The sequence below is a fragment of the Mesorhizobium sp. Cs1299R1N3 genome, from assembly GCF_037179625.1.
Taxonomy (GTDB): Bacteria; Pseudomonadota; Alphaproteobacteria; order Rhizobiales; family Rhizobiaceae; genus Mesorhizobium; species Mesorhizobium salmacidum.
In genome coordinates, this window is record NZ_JAPYKQ010000006.1 from 230,857 (window position 1) to 248,799 (window position 17,943).

Annotated in this window: 18 protein-coding genes; 15 read left to right on the plus strand and 3 right to left on the minus strand. The window is 64.5% G+C overall.

Annotated features, from left to right (window positions below; genetic code table 11):
• The first annotated feature begins 1 nt into the window (after position 1).
• From O7B34_RS16265 to O7B34_RS16280, 4 genes are all read left to right on the plus strand, one after another.
• A complete protein-coding gene (locus O7B34_RS16265; protein ID WP_337147003.1) occupies positions 2-1,735 on the plus strand; it encodes a hydantoinase B/oxoprolinase family protein in 1,734 nt (577 codons plus the stop codon).
• A 118-nt stretch (positions 1,736-1,853) separates the two neighbouring features.
• Complete coding sequence (locus O7B34_RS32180; RefSeq protein WP_442920969.1) at positions 1,854-2,213, plus strand: hypothetical protein; 360 nt, start codon at positions 1,854-1,856, stop codon at positions 2,211-2,213.
• Positions 2,214-2,260: 47 nt separating this feature from the next.
• Complete coding sequence (locus tag O7B34_RS16275; RefSeq protein WP_337147004.1) at positions 2,261-2,467, plus strand: hypothetical protein; 207 nt, start codon at positions 2,261-2,263, stop codon at positions 2,465-2,467.
• Positions 2,468-2,470: 3 nt separating this feature from the next.
• Positions 2,471-2,983 (plus strand): Fic/DOC family protein, encoded by a 513-nt coding sequence (locus O7B34_RS16280; protein WP_337147005.1) that lies wholly within the window; start codon positions 2,471-2,473, stop codon positions 2,981-2,983.
• Between the two features lie 78 nt (positions 2,984-3,061).
• Here the strand turns inward: O7B34_RS16280 and O7B34_RS16285 are convergent, their stop codons facing one another.
• The 3 genes from O7B34_RS16285 to O7B34_RS16295 form a co-directional block, all read right to left on the minus strand.
• Positions 3,062-3,718, minus strand: a complete 657-nt coding sequence (locus O7B34_RS16285; protein ID WP_337132793.1) for a methionine ABC transporter permease — start codon at positions 3,716-3,718, stop codon at positions 3,062-3,064.
• Positions 3,699-4,781, minus strand: coding sequence for a methionine ABC transporter ATP-binding protein (locus tag O7B34_RS16290; RefSeq protein ID WP_337147007.1), 1,083 nt, complete (start codon positions 4,779-4,781; stop codon positions 3,699-3,701). The genes O7B34_RS16285 and O7B34_RS16290 overlap by 20 nt, the downstream gene beginning before the upstream one ends.
• A gap of 84 nt (positions 4,782-4,865) precedes the next feature.
• Positions 4,866-5,720, minus strand: coding sequence for a MetQ/NlpA family lipoprotein (locus tag O7B34_RS16295; protein ID WP_337147008.1), 855 nt, complete (start codon positions 5,718-5,720; stop codon positions 4,866-4,868).
• Positions 5,721-6,070: 350 nt separating this feature from the next.
• Here O7B34_RS16295 and O7B34_RS16300 point away from each other — a divergent pair, with 350 nt between their 5' ends.
• From O7B34_RS16300 to O7B34_RS16350, 11 genes are all read left to right on the plus strand, one after another.
• The gene (locus tag O7B34_RS16300; RefSeq protein WP_337147010.1) at positions 6,071-6,553 is read left to right on the plus strand and encodes a hypothetical protein; all 483 of its coding nucleotides are present in this window, start codon (positions 6,071-6,073) and stop codon (positions 6,551-6,553) included.
• Positions 6,554-6,751: 198 nt separating this feature from the next.
• Entirely contained in the window at positions 6,752-7,846 is a 1,095-nt protein-coding gene (locus O7B34_RS16305) for a transporter substrate-binding protein (RefSeq protein WP_337147012.1), read from the plus strand.
• Entirely contained in the window at positions 7,843-8,472 is a 630-nt protein-coding gene (locus O7B34_RS16310; protein ID WP_337147013.1) for an ANTAR domain-containing response regulator, read from the plus strand. The genes O7B34_RS16305 and O7B34_RS16310 overlap by 4 nt, the downstream gene beginning before the upstream one ends.
• On the plus strand, positions 8,450-9,355 hold the full coding sequence (locus O7B34_RS16315; protein WP_337147014.1) for an ABC transporter permease: 906 nt from the start codon (positions 8,450-8,452) through the stop codon (positions 9,353-9,355). Before O7B34_RS16310 ends, O7B34_RS16315 begins: the two co-directional genes overlap by 23 nt.
• Positions 9,352-10,272, plus strand: a complete 921-nt coding sequence (locus tag O7B34_RS16320; RefSeq protein WP_337147016.1) for an ABC transporter permease — start codon at positions 9,352-9,354, stop codon at positions 10,270-10,272. Before O7B34_RS16315 ends, O7B34_RS16320 begins: the two co-directional genes overlap by 4 nt.
• A 52-nt stretch (positions 10,273-10,324) precedes the next feature.
• Entirely contained in the window at positions 10,325-11,968 is a 1,644-nt protein-coding gene (locus O7B34_RS16325; protein WP_337147017.1) for an ABC transporter substrate-binding protein, read from the plus strand.
• Positions 11,958-12,902: an acetamidase/formamidase family protein gene (locus tag O7B34_RS16330; protein WP_337147018.1), complete on the plus strand. Its 945-nt coding sequence runs from the start codon at positions 11,958-11,960 to the stop codon at positions 12,900-12,902. The genes O7B34_RS16325 and O7B34_RS16330 overlap by 11 nt, the downstream gene beginning before the upstream one ends.
• A gap of 211 nt (positions 12,903-13,113) precedes the next feature.
• Positions 13,114-15,042, plus strand: a complete 1,929-nt coding sequence (locus tag O7B34_RS16335; RefSeq protein WP_337147019.1) for an ABC transporter ATP-binding protein — start codon at positions 13,114-13,116, stop codon at positions 15,040-15,042.
• 198 nt (positions 15,043-15,240) lie between these two features.
• Positions 15,241-16,443 carry an ABC transporter substrate-binding protein gene (locus tag O7B34_RS16340; RefSeq protein WP_337147020.1) on the plus strand — a complete coding sequence of 401 codons (1,203 nt, stop codon included), beginning with the start codon at positions 15,241-15,243 and terminating at the stop codon, positions 16,441-16,443.
• 11 nt (positions 16,444-16,454) lie between these two features.
• Positions 16,455-17,234, plus strand: a complete 780-nt coding sequence (locus O7B34_RS16345; protein WP_337147117.1) for an ABC transporter ATP-binding protein — start codon at positions 16,455-16,457, stop codon at positions 17,232-17,234.
• Positions 17,227-17,937 (plus strand): ABC transporter ATP-binding protein, encoded by a 711-nt coding sequence (locus O7B34_RS16350; protein WP_015314622.1) that lies wholly within the window; start codon positions 17,227-17,229, stop codon positions 17,935-17,937. Before O7B34_RS16345 ends, O7B34_RS16350 begins: the two co-directional genes overlap by 8 nt.
• The last annotated feature ends 6 nt before the right edge of the window (positions 17,938-17,943 follow it).

Consider the following 17,943-nt stretch of genomic DNA (forward strand, 5'->3'; position numbering starts at 1 on the left):
AATGAAGCTCGACGCCATTACCCTTTCGGTTCTCCAGGCTGCCTTGCAGCAGGTCTGCGACGAGATGGACCTGACCTTTTCCCGCGCCGCCTTCTCGCCCGTGATCGCCGAGGCCAATGACCGCTCGGACGGCATCTATTCGGCCGTCGATGGCTCGCTGATCGCACAAGGCAGCCAGGGCCTGCCGGTGTTTGTCGGCGTCATGCAATATTCGACCAGGACGGTGATCGAGATGATTGCCGATGGCCGCTGCCTGCCGCCTGAGCCGGGCGACATCTATATCGTCAACGACCCCTATCTCGGCGGCACGCATCTGATGGATGTGCGCTTCGTCATGCCGATCTATCGGGATGAAAAGATCTTCTGCTGGTTGTCGAACACAGGCCATTGGCCCGACATTGGCGGTTCGGTGCCGGGCGGCTTTTCGGCCTCGGCGACGGCGGTCGAGCAGGAGGGCCTGCGGCTGCCGCCGGTAAAGCTGTTCAAGAAGGGCGTGCTCGATCTCGAAATCTACGCCATCATCTGCTCCAACATCCGGGTTGCCGACCAGCGCATCGGCGACATCAGGGCTCAGGCCGCCGCGCTGCTAGTCGGCCAGGATAGGTTCAATGGAATCCTGGATCGTTACGGGGACGAAACAGTTGTCGAAGCGATCGCCGAACTGCGCCGCCGTGCCGCCGAGCAGATGCGCGCCAACATAGCGGCCATTCCCGACGGCACCTACCGCTCCAAGGCCTTTGTCGATTCCGACGGGGTGGTCAACGAACCACTGACCATCGCGCTCGCCGTCGACAAGAAGGGCGACACGCTGACCTTCGATTTTTCAGGGTCATCAAAGCCCTGTGCGGGGCCGATGAACAGCGTGCTGGCGACGACCCTGTCCTCGGTCTATCTCGCCATGCGCCATATTTTCCCTGACGTGCCGATCAGCGCCGGCGCTTTCGAGCCCCTGATCGTCAAGCGGCCGGAAGGCACCTTCCTCGACGCGAAGTATCCGCGCCCCGTATCGGGCTGTGCGGCCGAAGTGTCGCAGCGCATTGCCGAGGCGGTGTTCGCGGCCATGGTGCAGGCACTGCCCGACAAGGTGACGGCCGCACCCGCCGGCTCCAGCGGCAATTTCGCACTCGGCGGCAACGATCCCGCGCGCGGCCGCGACTACGTCATGTACCAGATTTCCGGCGGCGGCTATGGCGGCAATTCAGGCCATGACGGCCTCACCAATGGCTGCTCGACCATCGGCATTTCCAAGTCGCCGCCGGTCGAGATCATGGAGCAGGCCTTTCCGGTGCTTTACCGGCACTATGCCTTGCGCGAAGGCTCGGGCGGCGCCGGCAAGCATCGCGGCGGTTTTGGCCTCGCCTACGAGGTCGAGATCCTGCGCGGCGAGGCGCGTGCCTCCTTCGTCATGGACCATGGTCGCTTCGGCCCGCAGGGCGCCCTTGGCGGTGGGGATGGCGAGCCCAACAGCGTGATCGTCGTCCGCAATGGCGAGGAACACGTACCGCCGCACCTCTCCAAGGAGCAGGACATCCCGCTAAAGGCCGGCGACCGCGTGCGCGTCGGCACGCCGGGCGGTGGCGGCTATGGCGATCCGCGTGAGCGCGATGCCGATCAGGTGCTGCGCGATGTGGCCCTGGGGTACTATACCCCACGGCAAGCCTGGGAAAAATTCGGCGTCGTGCTGTCGGCAGGAGCCGTTGATCGCGAAGCAACGGAAAAGCAACGCGCCGGCTAAAACTGTCGGTCATTGTGCGGTTCCTCACCGCGCCGTGATCGCCGCAGCACATGTCGTTTCCGTCTCCGACGATGATCGGAAAGACCGTACACTTCCCGGGTCAACGGAGATCTGGACCATGCGTCTTTTCGGTCGTTTCATGCTTGCCGCTTCCGTAGCCCTTACGCTTGCCACCGGTGCTGCTTCCGGCCAGGAGAAAAAGCTGAGGCTCGGCACCGAGGGTCCGCCCTTCAGTTACGCCAGTGCCGACGGTATGCTCGGCGGCTTCGACATCGATCTCGGCAAGGCGCTGTGCGCCGAGAACGCCGGCGTGGTCACCTACAGCGACCACGGCTATTCCTGGGGAAAGGTGCTGGCGACAGCGCATTTGCGGTTGCCGTTCACCTCGCTCGGCACCGACATCGACGGCAAGCCAACACGCGCGGTGGTGGCGCCGATGCCATTCTTCGACCCGGAAGGGATAAGATTGAGGGGCTAGCCGGAATCGTTTTGGTTTCCCTTTGGCGTCCATGATATGGTTTGCGGATGAAGTCTCCTAATTCAAGAATCGGCCGTTCAGCCAAGACTGGTCATTTCGTCCTGACGAGCGCGCATGGCGAGAAAATCAGCGCTGTCGAAGGCATGAAGCTGTCGCCCCGCATGGCCAAGGTACTCAACCATAGCGTTCGGCAAGGACTGTCCGGTGACGAGCGCCGCTCCCTCATCAAGGAAGAAATCCGTAAAAAGAAATAGACGTTGGTCTACGCTGCCGAGTTCGATCCACTCTGCTACCCCGGCACGACGGTGCTCATCAATCTGCTGGACATCCGTGACCAGGCCGAACTCGATGAGGTTGAACTCGCTCTATTCCTGACCCGTGCCGATGAGCCCTTGCCGGCGGGTGAGCTCGACTATCGTCATTATCTCCGCCTTCATCAGCACCTGTTTCAGGACATTTCTGCATGGGCCGGCCAAGCGCGCACTATTCGCATCGGCAAAGGTGGCAGTTGGTTCTGTTATCCTGAACACATTGCCAGTGAGATGGCGCGGGTATTCGGCGAGCTGGGTGATACCGATCTATTGGCTGATCTTGATGCCACTGGCTTTGCGAGGCACATGGCGCACATCATCGCCGAGATCAATGCGGTGCATCCGTTTCGTGATGGCAACGGCCGTACCCAACTCACCTTCCTCGCAATGCTGGCCGAGCACGCAGGCTTGACGTTTAACGCCGACATTCTTGAGCGAGATCGCGTCATCCAGCCATGATAGACAGCTTCGGCGGTTCCGAAACGCCACTGCAGGCACTCATCGAAGACATCGTCGCATAACTCGTTGGCTCAGTCATCACCCCCGCCGATCCAGTCTCGCCACCAGCCGGTCACCCACCCACTGGATGCCGCAGACCAGGATGATCAGCACGATCACCACGGCGATCATCACCGACGTCTCGAACCGCTGATAGCCGTAGCGGATCGCGAGGTCGCCCAGCCCGCCGGCGCCGATGGCGCCCGCCATCGCCGAGGCGCCGATGAGTGTGACCAGCGTCACCGTGAAGCCGGCGACGATGCCGGGCAGCGCTTCCGGCACCAGCACCTCGCGGATGATCGTCCAGCGGTTGCCGCCCATGGCGCGCGCCGCCTCGATCAGGCCGTGGTCGACCTCGCGCAGCGAGACTTCGGCGATACGCGCATAGTAGGGCGTGGCGGCGATCGACAGCGGCACGATCGCCGCCCATGTGCCGATCGACGTGCCGACGATCAGCCGCGTCAGCGGGATCAGCGCCACCAGAAGGATGATGAAGGGCACCGAGCGGAAGCCGTTGATGACGGCGCCGAGCACGCGGTTCACCCACGGGCTTTCGGCGATGCCGCCGCGTTCGGTGGCAATCAGTGCCAGCCCGAGCGGCAGGCCGCAGACCAGGGAGATCAGGCCGGAGGCGGCGGTCATCAGCACCGTCTCCCAGATCGATCGCAACAGAAGCTCAAACAGGATCGGCGACATGGCCAAGTACCTCCACCCGCGCCTGGCGGGACTTCAGGAATGTGATCACTTCTGCGAGGTGGCTTGCGTGATTGCCGGGGATCGAGAGGAACAGCGTTCCGACCGGCTGTTGCTGGATATGGTCGATGCCGCCATGGATGAGGCGAAAAGCACCGGGCACGGCGGCGGCGAGGTCGGATAGCAGCGGCCCCCGCGCCGCTTCGCCCGCCACGTCGACGCGCAAGATCGTTTCGGTGCCGCCCGCCGGCAGCAGCCGCGCCGCCAGCTCCGGCGGAAGCCGCGGGCGGATGGCGCCGAGCAGGCTGCGGGTGATCTCGGAACGTGGATCGGCGAACACCGACCAGACTGGCCCTTCCTCGACGATGCGCCCGGCGTCGATCACCGCCACGCGGTCGGCGATCGAGCGGATCACCTCCATCTCATGGGTGATCAGCAGGATGGTCAGGCCGAACCGCCGGTTGATGTCTTTCAGCAAGGCAAGGATGGAGCGGGTCGTCTCCGGGTCGAGCGCCGAGGTCGCCTCGTCCGACAGAAGCAGCGCTGGCCGCGCGGCAAGCGCCCTGGCAATGCCGACACGCTGCTTCTGGCCACCGGACAGCGACGCCGGATAGGCTTTCGCCTTCTCCGACAGGCCGACGAGATCGAGCAGTTCTGCCGCTCGCTTCAGCCGCTCCGCCTTCGGCCGGCCCTCGATCTTGAGCGGCAGCGCCACATTGTCCTCGACCGTCTTGGCCGACAGCAGGTTGAAATGCTGGAAGATCATGCCGATGCGCCGCCGCAGCGGCTGCAGGTCGCGTTCGCCAAGCCGGCTGATCTCGCGGCCCTCGATCAAGACCTCGCCGGAATCGGGACGCTCCAGCCCGTTCAGGCAGCGGATCAGCGTCGATTTGCCGGCGCCGCTGCGGCCGATGATGCCGAGGATCTCCCCCTTGCGCACCGTCAAGGAAATGCCGTCGAGCGCCGCCGTCGCGCCGAAACGGCGCTTCAGGTCGACAAGCCGCACCACGTCCTGTGTAGCGGCCTGATCCCCGGGCTCGGTGGTTGCGGTGAAATGCTGGTTCATGGGCGGATCCTGAAAATACGATCGCGGCCCGCGCATTGCGCGGACCGCTGTCCCGGTCAAAGGCACATCAGTGCCCGGATGGTCTTAATAGGCGCTGAGGCCTGTGCCTTTGTAGACCTTGTCGAACTCGGCCTTGACCGCGTCGTTCTGGTAGGACGCCACCAGGGTCTTCACCCAGGCCTCGTTTTCGTTGCCGGCCTTCACCGCGATGAAGTTGCGGTAGGGATTGTCTGCGATAGGCTCCTGGGCGATGCGGTTTTCCGGCGTCAGGCCGCTTTTCAGCGCCCAGTCGGTGTTGACCACGGCGGCGTCGAGGTCCTCGACCGAACGGCCGACGATGCCGGCGTCGAGTTCCTTGATCTCGACCTTCTTGGGGCTTTCGGCGATGTCTGCGGTGGTGGCGAGAATGCCGGTGCCATCCCTGAGCTTGATCACGCCCTCATTCTGCAGCACGCGCAGCGCCCGGCCTTCGTTGGACGGGTCGTTCGGCAGGCCGATCACCGCGCCCTCCGGCAGGTCCGCGACCTCCTTGTACTTCTTTGAGTAGAGGCCGATTGGCCACACGCCGGTATAGCCGACGCGCACGATGTGATAGCCCTGCGTCTTGATCTGGTTGTCGAGATAAGGCTGGTGCTGGAAGGCGTTGGCATCGATCTCGCCGCGCTCCAGCGCCTCGTTGGGCTGGGTGTAGTCGTTGAACACCACGGTCTCGATGCTCAGGCCCTTCTCGGCGGCTTTAGCGACCACGACGCGCCAGACATCCTCGTCCTCGCCGCTGATGATGCCGACCTTGATCGCCTTCTTGTCCTCGGCGAACGACGCATGCGGTGCCATCAGGCTGCCGATCGCAACAGCCGAGGCGAACAGCAGAGCCAGGCCGCTGCGGCGGTTCAGGGTTGACCTTGGGGAAAAAGACGAAGTGTTGGTGAGGTCGGACATGATTGATCTCCGCGGTTGTGAAGTCATGGCAGCAAGGCGGATTGCCCAAGCTTGATCACATCGTCAGAAATTCTATCGATTTTATCAAAGAACATGTTTCGCCGTTCTCGGCAAAGCCGGGAATATTCTCTCAAAAATTCCGGGGAAGGGAGCACAAGACGCGCTTCGAGGACATCGCCCGGAAATGATGGACGTCCTTCGTCCGGCGGGTTCATCCATGGCGAGCGGAAGTGCAAAAAGCTCTGCGGCTTGCCCAGCCACCTTTTCGTGAAGGCGTGCGGGTTGATCCGGCGGTCTGCTTGCCTAGGTAGAGAGGGCGGCCGGGCGCCACGCGATCTCAACTAATCGGTATGACATTTTCCTGTATTCGAAAGCTTGCCCTTTCTGGCCTCGTCGTCGTCGTCCAGTCTTCCTGCGTCGTTCCCGACGACACGTCGCGCATGACCAAGGTCGATCCCACCGCGGCGGCCGCTCGCAAGGAGATGGTCGGCCTCAGCGAAGCCGACCTTCGAATGTGCGCGGGGTTTCCGACCGCCACCGCGGATGTCGGCCAGTCCGGGCAGATCTGGACCTATAAGCGCGTCGTCCAGCGCGGCAATCTCAGCGTCGTCGTTCCTGCCTTGGCCGTGGGGGCCATCCCGACGGTCGGCGGTTCCGTCAATGTCGCTCCAGGCGGCTACTGCGACACGCAGGTTCGCATGGTCGGCGGCCGCGTCGCCGAAGTTGCCTACGCCGGCGACAACAACCTACCGAACAAGCGCGACGCGCTTTGTGTCTCCACCGTGGATGCTTGCGTGGCCTATGCCCGCCAACACAGGCCGGCGGCCAAATAGCGGCAGCGGATTGCGCGGGAACCCAGGGATGGCCGGACACTCGGTGTTTGACGCGGATGGCGTTGAGGGCTTGACTGAGCCGCCGGACCGAATACGCTAAGGCAAATACCGGCTCTGATCGCCGGGCGGCAAACATGCCTCGTATGCCTCGCCCTTCCCGGCGCTGGCTGCGGGGCATTGTCATTTCTGGGGTTCTGTTTGAAACGGCGCATCGAGATCGGCATCCTCTATTCCCGCTCCGGGAGCTATCAGCTCGTTTCCGATGCGTGCCGCATCGGCGCCATGCGCGCCATCGCCGACATCAATGCCGACAGGAGCTCGGGCATCGAATTGGTGCCGGTCGAGCGCGATCCGCAAAGCAATGCCGATCGCTACGCGACGCTGTGCGAGGACATTTTCAGGACCAGCAGCGCGCGCCACGTCGTCGGCTGCGTCACCTCCTGGAGCCGCAAGGAGACGATTCCGGTGCTGGAAAAGGCCGGCGGCATGCTCTGGTACGCCTGCCCCTATGAGGGTTTCGAAGCCAACGAGCATGTCGTCTACATGCATGCCTGCCCCAACCAGCATCTGGTGCCGCTGCTGGCCCATGTCGTGCCGCGCTTCGGCGCCAACGGTTTTCTGCTCGGCTCGAACTACATCTGGGGCTGGGAGATGAACCGCGTGGCGCGCGACCTGATCGCCGACGCCGGCGGCAAGGTTTTGGGCGAGCGCTATCTGCGCATTGGCGAGACCGACGTGTCGCGGCTGATCGCCGAAATCCGGGCGACGCGGCCGAATTTCATCCTCAACAATCTGATCGGCACCTCGTCCTATGCCTTCCTGGCGGCCTATCGCGATCTGGCGGGCGAGGATGCGGCTTTCAGTCCTGACTCTTGCCCGGTGATCTCCTGCAACCTAACCGAGGGTGAACTGCCGGCGATCGGCGAAACGGGCAAGGGCCATCTATCGGTCGGACCTTATTTCGCACCAAGGCCGGCCGCCTTCGCCTCCTCCTTCGAAGCCTCCGCCTATGCCTCGGTGCAAGTGATGGCCGACGTGCTGTCGCGCGATCCCGACGCCGGCCCGGCGGAATTTTCAAAGACCTTCGCCGAACGGCGCTTCTCCACCCGGCTCGGCCCGATCGCCATCGACGCGCACTCCCAGCACGCCACGCTGCCTGTCATCATCGGCCGGATCGCGGATGGCTACTTCGAAGTCGTCAGCCGCGACGACGAGGTCGCGCCGGACCCCTATTTGTCGCGCTACGACCCCGCAAAAACATTCGGCCGGCCGCGCTTGCGGGTGGTGTCGTGACCCGGACCCCGCGCATCCCCAATCTCGGCGGCGCCACGGCCTTTGTCCTGCATCGTCCGCACCCGACGGTGCAGGCGATCACCAGGCAATTGTCAGCCATCGGGCTTGTCACCGTGGACTGCTGGCCGGAACTGGCGCCGGAGGCGCTGGCCGCGGACTTCGTCTTCTTCGACGCCGATCTCGGTTTCGACGAGCAATTCCCCTGGAAACCGGGCGAGGCGCCGATGCCGCTGGTGGCGTTGATCGGTTCGGAGGCGCCGGGTCGCATCGAATGGGCGCTGTCGCACAAGGCCGACGCCCAGCTCCTGAAGCCGGTCGGCAATGCCGGCGTCTACAGTGCGCTGCTCATCGCGCGCCAGGGGTTCGAGGCGAGAAAACATTTAGCCGGCGAGATCGCCGCGCTGCGCCAGCGCGTCGCCGAACGCCAGACCATCGTGCGGGCTGTCTCGGCTTTGTCGAAAGGCAGCGACGACGACCGCGCCTATGCGCAGCTGCGCTCGCTGGCGATGAGCTGGCAGATCAGCGTCGAGGACGCCGCGCGACGTATCGTGGCGATGACCGAAGACATAACGGGAGAGGCCAAGACCGGAGAAGAGAGCGGCGATGACCAGTCCCATCGCGCCTGATCTCACGGCCGGACGCATGCCGGCCAAGCCGCGCGCCGGCGTCTGGCGCCGGCTGGTCAAGCGCCGCCTTGCGCTGCTCGGCCTGGTCATCGTCGCCGTCGTCGTCGCGGGCGCGATCCTGGCGCCGTGGCTGACCGGCTATGATCCCAACGAACAGATGTTCGACGGCCTGACCATCGAGGGCTCGCCTTTGCCGCCGAGCGCGAAATTCTGGCTGGGCACCGACCTGCTCGGGCGCGACCTGTTGACCCGCATCCTCTATGGCGCGCGCACCTCGCTGATCATCGGCATCGTCGCCAATGGCGTGGCGCTGTTCATCGGCACGCTTGTCGGCGTCACCGCGGGCTATTTCCGCGGCTGGATCGGCAGCGCGCTGATGCGCTTCACCGATTTGATGATGGCCTTTCCCGCGCTTCTGCTCGCCATCTGCCTGGCGGCGGTATTCCAGCCCAGCCTGTGGATCGTTGCCATGGTCATCGCCTTGGTGAACTGGGTGCAGACCGCCCGCGTCATCTACACCGAGACGTCTTCGCTCGCCGAACGCGAGTTCATCGATGCCGAGCGCACCATCGGGGCGAGCGCGCCGCGCATCCTGTTTCGCCACATCCTGCCGCATCTGCTGCCGACCATCATCGTCTGGGGCACGCTCGGCATCTCGACCACCGTGCTGCTCGAAGCCACGCTCTCCTTCCTCGGCATCGGCGTGCAGCCGCCGACGGCCTCCTGGGGCAACATCATCTTCGAGAACCAGACCTACTTTCAGGCCGCACCCTGGCTGGTGTTCTTCCCCGGCGCCGCGATCCTGGCGCTGGCGCTGGCCTTCAACCTGATCGGCGATGCGCTGCGCGACATCCTCGACCCGACGCAGAGGGGCCGGGCATGATCGCCTATCTCGGCCGCCGCCTGATCCAGTCGCTGCTGATCCTGCTCGGCGTCTCGCTGATCACTTTCGCGCTGCTCTATCTCCTGCCCGCCGATCCGGTGCGCCAGATCGCCGGCCGCAGCGCCACGCCGCAGACGGTCGAGAACATCCGCCAGCAGCTCGGCCTCGACCAGCCCTTCATCGTCCAGTACTGGCATTACCTGACCAAGCTCGTCAGCGGCGATCTCGGCCGCTCCTATATCCAGCGCTCCGAGGTGACCGAGCTCATCGTCTCACGGCTGCCGGCCAGCCTGCTTCTGATGCTCGGCGCCATTTTGTGCGAACTGCTGATCGGCCTCTCCATGGGCCTGATCGCCGCCGTCAAGCGCGGCACCGCGACCGACCAGACCTTGATGGTCGCCTCCTTCGTCGGCGTCTCGGCGCCGCAATTCGTCGTCGGTCTGCTGCTGCTCTATGTCTTTGCCGTCAGGCTCAGCTGGTTCCCGATCGGCGGCTACGGCACGTGGCGCCACCTCGTGCTGCCCTCGCTGACCATGGGCATTCTCGGCGCCGGCTGGTACGCGCGCATGATGCGCTCGTCGATGATCGACGTGCTGCGCCAGGATTATGTGCGCACCGCGCGTGCAAAAGGTCTGGCGCGCGGCGCCATCATCTTCCGCCACGCTCTGCCCAACGCCATCCTGCCGGTCATCGCCATGATCGGCATCGACATCGGCATCTTCATGGGCGGCATCGTCGTCGTCGAAAGCGTGTTCGGCTGGCCCGGCATCGGCCAGCTCGCATGGCAGGCCATCCAGCGCGTCGACATCCCGATCATCATGGGCGTCACCCTGGTCTCGGCCTTCGCCATCGTGCTCGGCAACCTCTTGGCCGACATCATCGCGCCCTTCATCGACCCCCGTATCAAACTGAGATGAGCATCAAGCTCGGATGAAACCAAGAACACAAACAGAGAAAGGGAACATAACAATGAAAAAGTTTCTCGCATCAACCGTGGCCGCATCGGCGCTGGCGCTGATGCTTGGCATGACGAGCGCCCGGGCCGAGGACACGATCGATCCCAACGCCAAGCAGGGCGGCGCCATCACCATCACCTACAAGGACGACGTCGCGACCCTCGATCCGGCAATCGGCTATGACTGGCAGAACTGGTCGATGATCAAGAGCCTGTTCGACGGGCTGATGGACTACGAGCCCGGCACCACCAATCTCAAGCCCGACCTCGCCGAGAGCTACGAGATTTCGCCCGACGGCAAGACCTTCACCTTCAAGCTGCGCCATGGCGTGAAGTTCCACAATGGCCGCGAGATGACCGCCGACGACGTCAAATATTCGCTCGACCGCGTCACCAATCCGAAGACGCAGAGCCCCGGCGCCGGCTTCTTCGGCTCGATCAAGGGCTATGAGGATGTCGCCGCCGGCAAGGCCGAAAGCTTAGCCGGTGTCACCGTCGTCGACCCCTACACGGTGAAGTTCGAACTGACCCGCCCGGACGCTACCTTCCTGCATGTCATGGCCATCAACTTCTCGCATGTCGTGCCGAAGGAAGAGGTCGAGAAATACGGCGCCGATTTCGGCAAGCATCCGGTCGGCACCGGCGCCTTCAAGCTGGCCGAGTGGACGCTCGGCCAGCGCATCGTCTTCGAGCGCAACCCGGACTACTGGCACAAGGGCCTGCCGCATCTGGACAAGATCACCTTCGAGATCGGCCAGGAGCCGATCGTGGCGCTGCTGCGCCTGCAGAAGGGCGAGATCGACGTGCCCGGCGACGGCATTCCGCCGGCAAAATTCCAGGAGGTGATGGCCGATCCCGAGCAGAAGGCGCGCGTCGTCGAAGGCGGACAGCTGCACACCGGCTACGTCACCATGAACACCACCATGGCACCGTTCGACAATGTGAAGGTGCGCCAGGCCGTCAACATGGCGCTCAACAAGGCGCGCATCATCCAGATCATCAACGGTCGCGCCGTGCCGGCCAACCAGCCGCTGCCGCCGTCGATGCCGGGCTACGACAAGGAGTACAAGGGCTATCCCTATGACGTCGCCAAGGCCAAGGCGCTGCTGGCCGAGGCCGGCCATCTCGATGGCTTCGAGACGCAATTGTTCGCCATGAACACCGACCCCAACCCGCGCATCGCCCAGGCGATCCAGCAGGACCTGGCGGCGATCGGCATCAAGGCCAGCATCCAGTCGCTGGCGCAGGCCAACGTCATTGCCGCCGGCGGCGACAAGGCCGGCGCGCCGATGATCTGGTCGGGCGGCATGGCCTGGATCGCCGACTTCCCCGATCCGTCCAACTTCTACGGCCCGATCCTCGGCTGCGCCGGTGCCGTGCCGGGCGGCTGGAACTGGTCGTGGTATTGCAACAAGGATCTCGATGCCAAGGCGGCCGAGGCCGACTCGGTGGTCGACCCGGCCAAGGCAGGCGAGCGCGACAAGATGTGGAGCGCCATCTACGACAAGGTGATGGAGGACGCGCCCTGGGCGCCGGTCTTCAACGAGCAGCGCTTCACCATGAAATCGGCCCGCATGGGCGGCGCCGACAATCTCTATGTCGACCCGGTCCATATCCCGATCAACTACGACAATGTGTACGTAAAAGATGTGCAATAACTGCGACTACACCATCCACGGGCGCCATCACCATTACGGCTGGGACAATTCGTTTGTCCCGGCTGAGCGTGTGGCGCCCGGCTCGACCATCGAGTTCCAGTGCCTGGATGCCGGCGGTGGCCAGCTGAAGCCGGATAGCACCGCCGCCGACATTGCCAAGCTCGACTTTGGCCAGATCAATCCGGTCACCGGGCCGATCTTCGTCGAGGGTGCCGAGCCGGGCGACGCGCTGAAGGTGACGATCGAGATGTTCAAACCGTCCGGCTTCGGCTGGACGGCGAACATTCCGGGTTTTGGCCTGCTCGCCGACGACTTCAAGGAGCCGGCGCTGAACATCTGGAAATACGACGCGGTCTCGCTCGAACCGGCATTGTTCGGCAAAAATGCCCGCGTGCCGCTGAAACCATTCGCCGGCACGATCGGCAATGCGCTGGCCGAGATGGGCCACCACTCGGTGGTGCCGCCGCGTCGCGTCGGCGGCAATCTCGACATCCGCGATCTCGCCGCCGGCACCACGCTCTATCTGCCGGTGGAGGTGGCGGGCGCGCTGTTCTCGGTCGGCGACACCCATGCCGCGCAAGGCGACGGCGAGGTTTGCGGCACGGCGATCGAAAGTCCGATGGATGTCGTGCTGAAACTCGATTTGGTGAAAGATGCCAGGCTGAAGACGCCACGCTTCACCACATCGGGACCGGTGACCAGGCATCTCGATGCCAAGGGCTATGAGGTGACGACGGGGATCGGTCCGGACCTGATGAGTGGCGCGAAGCAAGCGGTTACCCAGATGGTCGACCTGCTCGCCGGCCGCTACCACATCGACCCGGTCGAAGCCTACATGCTGGCCTCGGTCTGCGGCGATCTCAGGATCAGCGAGATTGTCGACATGCCGAACTGGGTGGTGTCGTTCTATTTTCCCCGTTGCGTGTTTGAATGAAGTTGGGTCAGCGCCAAGGCACCCCCCTCTGCCCTGCCGGGCATTTCCCCCTCAAGGGGGGAGATCGGATGTCACCTCGGTCTTCGCCAACCATCATCGTCATCAAGAAGGCGAGTCGGCGAAGCTGCCAATCTCGCCCCTTGAGGGGGAGATGTCCGGCAGGACAGAGGGGGGCGTGCCGCAACAAACTTCTCAGAATCCTGTCCTCGCGATGACCCCAGACCGCATCCTCACCATAACCAACCTCTCCGTCGCCGTGCGCGGCGAGGAGGGCTCCCACGAGGTCGTCGCCAACCTCTCCCTGACGCTCTCCCGCGGCGAGACGCTGTGCATCGCCGGCGAGTCCGGCTCCGGCAAATCCATGACCGCGCTGGCCATCATGCAGCTCCTGCCGCAGCCCGCCGCGCGCATCTCCGCCGGCACGGTCCATTTGGGCGAGACCGAGCTGACCGCCCTCGACGAACGCCGGATGCGGCGCATTCGCGGCGACCGCATCGCCATGATCTTCCAGGAACCGATGACCTCGCTCAATCCGGTGCTGTCGATCGGCCGCCAGCTCACCGAATCCATCGAGGCGCATACCAGCCTGTCGCCCAGCCAGGCCCGCCAGCGCGCCGTCGAGGCGCTGAAGGCGGTGCGCATTTCGGAAGCCGAAAGCCGGCTAAGGCAATTTCCGCATGAACTGTCGGGCGGCATGCGCCAGCGCGTGATGATCGCCATGGCGCTGGCGCTGGAACCGGACGTGCTGATCGCCGACGAGCCGACCACGGCGCTCGACGTTACCGTACAGGGCGAGGTGCTGGAACTGCTGCGCGACCTGCAGCAAAAGCATGGCACCAGCGTCATCCTGATCACGCACGACATGGGCGTGGTCGCCGAAATGGCCGACCGCGTCATCATCATGCGGCATGGGCGCATGGTCGAGGAAGGCAAGACGTCGGACATTTTCGCCCGCCCGCAAGCCGACTACACGCGCGAGCTGCTGGCCGCCGTGCCGCGCATCGGCAAGCGACGGGGTCCTGACTCGGCGCTGGCCCCCTCACCCAGCCTCCGCTCCGCTCGGCTGACCTCTCCCCCAGGGGAGAGGAGTTCTTCGACGTTCGCGCCAGTCTCTTCTGCCCAACGGAAAGATGAGGAACTGGCCGTGACGTCAACTTTCTCTTCTCCCCCACGGGGAGAAGGTGGCCCGCAGGGCCGGATGAGGGGGTCTTCCGCCGAGCACTCGAGCTCCGTTGCCACGGTCAACGACCTCCATGTCCGCTTCGACCTGCGCGGCGGCATTCTCGGCCGGGTCACCCGCCGCGTGCACGCCGTCGAGGGCGTCAGCTTCTCGATCGCGCCCAACGAGACGCTGGCGCTGGTCGGCGAATCCGGTTGCGGCAAGTCGACCACCGCCAAGGCGCTGGCCGGGCTGGTGCCGTATAGCGGCGACATCGTTGTCGGCGGCCGCAACTTGTCCGGTCTCGGCCGCGACGAGCGCAAGGCGGTGCGTCGCGACGTGCAGATGATCTTCCAGGATCCTTTCGCCTCGCTCGACCCGCGCATGCGCGTCGGCGACCTCGTCGCCGAACCGCTGGTCATCCACAGCATCGCCTCGAAGGAAGAGCGCCGCGAGCGGGTAGCGGCCTTGTTCGACCGCGTCGGCCTGTCATCGGACCAGATGGAGCTCTATCCGCACGAATTCTCCGGCGGCCAGCGCCAGCGCGTCTGCATCGCCCGGGCATTGGCGCTCAGGCCAAAACTGATCATCGCCGATGAAAGCGTCTCGGCCCTCGACGTCTCGGTGCAGGCGCGCGTGCTTGACCTGTTGAAGGAATTGCAGCGCGAGTTCGGCGTCGCCTATCTCTTCATTTCGCACGACATGGCCGTGGTCGAGAACATCTCCGACCGTGTCGCCGTCATGTATCTCGGCCAGATCGTCGAGATGGGCACGCGCGACCAGGTTTTTTCGAACCCGCGCCACCCCTACACGAAGCGCCTGATCGAAGCCGTGCCGGTGCCCGATCCCGCGCAGCGCAGAAGCCGTTTTGCCCGCCTCGATCAGGAGATCCCCAGCGCCACCCGCCGGATCGGCGAGGCACCGCTGAAACTGGCGCTGAGCGATGTCGGCAACGGCCATCTCGTCGCCGCCGAGGGCTGAAGCCGTCCAACTTCAACAAGATTGGTGTGCCGGCCGACTTCACATATTCGTGTCACACGCGATCGGGTCGGCCTCGCCGCCATGAAATCCGCGGCCGCCCCTTGCCCTTCCGCCTGATTTTCCTAATGTTTCATAGTGCTTGCGGATGACGATCGTAGGGGGCGGCCGGATTCATCCACACTGGGAGGAAGTAGACTCATGAAGCTATGCTATGTCGTTTCCGCCGCGCTCCTTGCGGCCACCACCGCCTCGGCCGCCGAGATTTCCGATGGCAAGGTCAAGATCGGCATCCTCAACGACCAATCCGGCGTCTACGCCGATTTCGGCGGCAAATGGTCGGTCGAGGCGGCCAAGATGGCGGTCGAGGATTTCGGCGGCAAGGTCCAGGGCGCGCCGGTCGAGATCATCAGCGCCGACCACCAGAACAAGCCCGATATCGCCTCGAACATCGCACGGCAGTGGTACGACACCGAACAGGTCGATGCCATCATGGAGCTGACGACCTCTTCGGTCGCGCTCGCCGTGCAGGGGATTTCCAAGGAAAAGAAGAAGATCGACATCGTCACTGGTGCGGCGACCACCGACCTCACCGGCAAGCAGTGCTCGCCCTACGGCTTCCACTGGGCCTATGATACCCACTCGCAGGCGGTGGGCACCGGCGGCTCACTCGTGCAGCAGGGCGGCGACAGCTGGTTCTTCGTCACCGTCGACTATGCGTTCGGCTATTCGCTGAAGGAGCAGACCGCCAAATTCGTCGAGAGCCATGGTGGCAAGGTGCTGGGCGAGGTGCGTTATCCCCTCGGCGCGACCGACTATTCATCCTTCCTGCTGCAGGCGCAATCGTCGGGCGCCAAGGTCATCGGGCTCGCCAATGCCGGCCTCGACACCTCCAATTCCATCAAGCAGGCGGCCGAGTTCGGCATCGTGCAGGGCGGCCAGCGCCTGGCAGCACTCCTGTTCACGCTGGCCGAGGTGCATGGGCTCGGCCTGCAGGCGGCGCAGGGCGTCGTGCTGACCGAGGGCTATTACTGGGACCGCGACGACAAGAGCCGCGAATTCGGGCAGCGCTTCTTCAAGCGCACCAACCGCATGCCGAACATGATCCAGGCCGCGACCTATTCGGCGGTGACGCAGTATTTGAAGGCGATCGACAAGGCCGGCACCGACGAGACCGAAGCGGTCGCCAAGCAGCTCCATTCGCTGCCGGTGGACGACGCCGCCATCACCGGCGGCAAGGTCCAGGCCGACGGCAACATGGTCCACGACATGTATCTCTACCAGGTCAAGGCGCCCAGCGAGAGCACCAAGGATTGGGACTATTACAAATACCTCGCCACCATTCCCGGCAAGGAGGCCTTCCTCAGCGAGAAGGACAGCGGCTGTCCGACGGCCGCCCAGTGACCGGCGCGGCCATGGTGCCGCCCGATCTGAACGCGGAAGAGCCGCGGGTGGTGCTTTCCGCCCGCGGCCTGCGGCGTGACTTCGCCGGCTTCGTTGCCGTCAAGAATGTCAACCTCGATGTCCGCCATGGCAACATCCATGCGCTGATCGGACCCAACGGCGCCGGCAAGACCACCGTTTTCAACCTGCTGACCAAATTCCTGGCGCCGACCAGCGGCAGGATCGAGCTGCTCGGGCACGACATCACCCGCACCTCGCCGGCCAGGGTGGCGCGGATGGGGCTGGTGCGCTCGTTCCAGATATCGGCGATCTTTCCGCACCTCAGCGTGCTCGACAATGTGCGCGTCGCGCTGCAGCGGCCGGCGGGGCTCGGCGTCCAGTTCTGGCGCTCGCTGGCGGCGCTCGACCGGTTGACGCCGCGCGCCATGGAGCTGCTGCGTTCCGTCGGCCTCGACGACGCCACGAACAGGCTGGCAGGCGATCTTTCCTATGGCAGGAAGCGCGTGCTCGAGATCGCCACGACGCTGGCGCTTGACCCGAAAGTGCTGCTGCTGGACGAGCCGATGGCCGGGATGGGCCATGAGGACGTGGCCACGGTTTCCTCCCTCATCCGGTCGGTGGCGAGCGACCGCGCGGTATTGATGGTCGAGCACAATCTGACGGTGGTCGCCGATCTCTGCGACTGGATAACGGTCATGCAGCGCGGCGGGGTGCTCGCGGCCGGCGATTACGCCACCGTCAGCCGCGACGAACGCGTCAAGGTGGCCTATATGGGCACCGCCGATGACTAGTGCTTCGCCCCTGCTCGCGGTCCGCGGTCTCAATGCGTGGTATGGCGAGGGCCATGCGTTGCACGGCGTCGACCTCGAAGTGTTTGCCGGCGAAACCGTGACCTTGCTCGGCCGCAACGGCGTCGGCAAGACGACGACGCTGCGCGCCATCATGGGATTGATCCGCCGGCGAACCGGGAAAGTCGTTTTCGACGGCGCCGACCTGATGCGGCTGCCGCTGCACCGCACCGCGCACCAGGGCATCGGCTTCGTGCCGGAGGAACGCGGCATCTTCTCGACGCTGACCGTCGACGAGAACCTGGTCCTGCCGCCTGTCGTTGCCCCGGGCGGCATGAGCGTCGAGGAAATCTTCGATCTCTTCCCCAATCTGAAGGAGCGGCGCAACAGCCCGGGCACGCGGCTGTCGGGCGGCGAACAGCAGATGCTGGCGATAGCGCGCATGCTGCGGACCGGCGTCAAGATGCTGCTCCTGGACGAACCGACCGAGGGCCTCGCGCCGGTCATCGTCCAGCGCATCGGCGAGTTGCTGGCGACGTTGAAGCAGCGCGGTATGACCATCCTGCTGGTCGAGCAGAATTTCCGCTTCGCCAGCCGTGTCGCCGACCGCTTTTACCTGATGGAGCACGGCAAGGTCGTGGCCGGTTTCCCCACCGGCGAACTGGCGGACCGCATGACGCTGCTCCACGAAATTCTGGGTGTATGATGGCGC

What these genes read in the sequence shown, in the direction of transcription:
- O7B34_RS16265 (WP_337147003.1), top strand. Translation starts at nt 2, where the DNA reads ATGAAGCTCGACGCCATTACCCTTTCGGTTCTCCAGGCTGCCTTGCAG.
- O7B34_RS16275 (WP_337147004.1), top strand. Translation starts at nt 2,261, where the DNA reads ATGAAGTCTCCTAATTCAAGAATCGGCCGTTCAGCCAAGACTGGTCAT.
- O7B34_RS16320 (WP_337147016.1), top strand. Translation starts at nt 9,352, where the DNA reads ATGATCGCCTATCTCGGCCGCCGCCTGATCCAGTCGCTGCTGATCCTG.
- O7B34_RS16335 (WP_337147019.1), top strand. Translation starts at nt 13,114, where the DNA reads ATGACCCCAGACCGCATCCTCACCATAACCAACCTCTCCGTCGCCGTG.
- O7B34_RS16315 (WP_337147014.1), top strand. Translation starts at nt 8,450, where the DNA reads ATGACCAGTCCCATCGCGCCTGATCTCACGGCCGGACGCATGCCGGCC.
- O7B34_RS16350 (WP_015314622.1), top strand. Translation starts at nt 17,227, where the DNA reads ATGACTAGTGCTTCGCCCCTGCTCGCGGTCCGCGGTCTCAATGCGTGG.
- O7B34_RS16295 (WP_337147008.1), bottom strand. Translation starts at nt 5,720, where the DNA reads ATGTCCGACCTCACCAACACTTCGTCTTTTTCCCCAAGGTCAACCCTG.
- O7B34_RS16330 (WP_337147018.1), top strand. Translation starts at nt 11,958, where the DNA reads ATGTGCAATAACTGCGACTACACCATCCACGGGCGCCATCACCATTAC.
- O7B34_RS16290 (WP_337147007.1), bottom strand. Translation starts at nt 4,781, where the DNA reads ATGAACCAGCATTTCACCGCAACCACCGAGCCCGGGGATCAGGCCGCT.
- O7B34_RS32180 (WP_442920969.1), top strand. Translation starts at nt 1,854, where the DNA reads ATGCGTCTTTTCGGTCGTTTCATGCTTGCCGCTTCCGTAGCCCTTACG.
- O7B34_RS16340 (WP_337147020.1), top strand. Translation starts at nt 15,241, where the DNA reads ATGAAGCTATGCTATGTCGTTTCCGCCGCGCTCCTTGCGGCCACCACC.
- O7B34_RS16300 (WP_337147010.1), top strand. Translation starts at nt 6,071, where the DNA reads ATGACATTTTCCTGTATTCGAAAGCTTGCCCTTTCTGGCCTCGTCGTC.
- O7B34_RS16325 (WP_337147017.1), top strand. Translation starts at nt 10,325, where the DNA reads ATGAAAAAGTTTCTCGCATCAACCGTGGCCGCATCGGCGCTGGCGCTG.
- O7B34_RS16285 (WP_337132793.1), bottom strand. Translation starts at nt 3,718, where the DNA reads ATGTCGCCGATCCTGTTTGAGCTTCTGTTGCGATCGATCTGGGAGACG.
- O7B34_RS16345 (WP_337147117.1), top strand. Translation starts at nt 16,455, where the DNA reads ATGGTGCCGCCCGATCTGAACGCGGAAGAGCCGCGGGTGGTGCTTTCC.